The following is a 536-nucleotide window of genomic DNA, read 5'->3' on the forward strand; positions in this document are numbered from 1 at the left end:
GAAGAAGTTCGTAATATGCGTTTTCTAACCACTAGTCTTCTCAATCTTGCACGTCGTGATGATGGAATCAAGCCCGAAATAGCAGAAGTATCACCGCAGTTCTTTAAGACAACTTTTACCAACTATGAGTTGATTGCTACTGAAAATGATCGAATTTTTGAGTATGAAAATCGAATTTATCGTCCAATCATGACGGATCAGCTGCTCCTAAAACAGCTCATGACCATCTTGTTTGATAATGCTATTAAGTATACAGAGGGAGATGGAAAGATTGAATTTGTTATTCATGCAACGGATCGCCACCTCTATCTAACAGTAACGGATAATGGGATTGGAATCTCAGCTCCTGACAAGAAGAAAATCTTTGACCGATTTTATCGTGTAGACAAGGCGAGAACCCGTCAGAAAGGTGGCTTTGGTCTTGGACTATCTTTGGCCAAGCAGATCGTAGATGCCTTACGAGGAACAATTAGTGTAAAAGATAACAAACCTAGAGGAACAATTTTTGAAGTTAAGATTGCTATCCAATCTCTTTC

Annotated in this window: 1 protein-coding gene; it reads left to right on the top strand. The window is 39.2% G+C overall.

Annotated elements, in window-relative coordinates; translation table 11 throughout:
* On the top strand, nucleotides 1-536 hold a 536-nt coding region (locus tag SORDD16_RS09960), incomplete at both ends, for a sensor histidine kinase (protein WP_164966527.1).

This window comes from Streptococcus oralis (assembly GCF_001578945.1).
Lineage (GTDB): Bacteria > Bacillota > Bacilli > Lactobacillales > Streptococcaceae > Streptococcus > Streptococcus oralis_Q.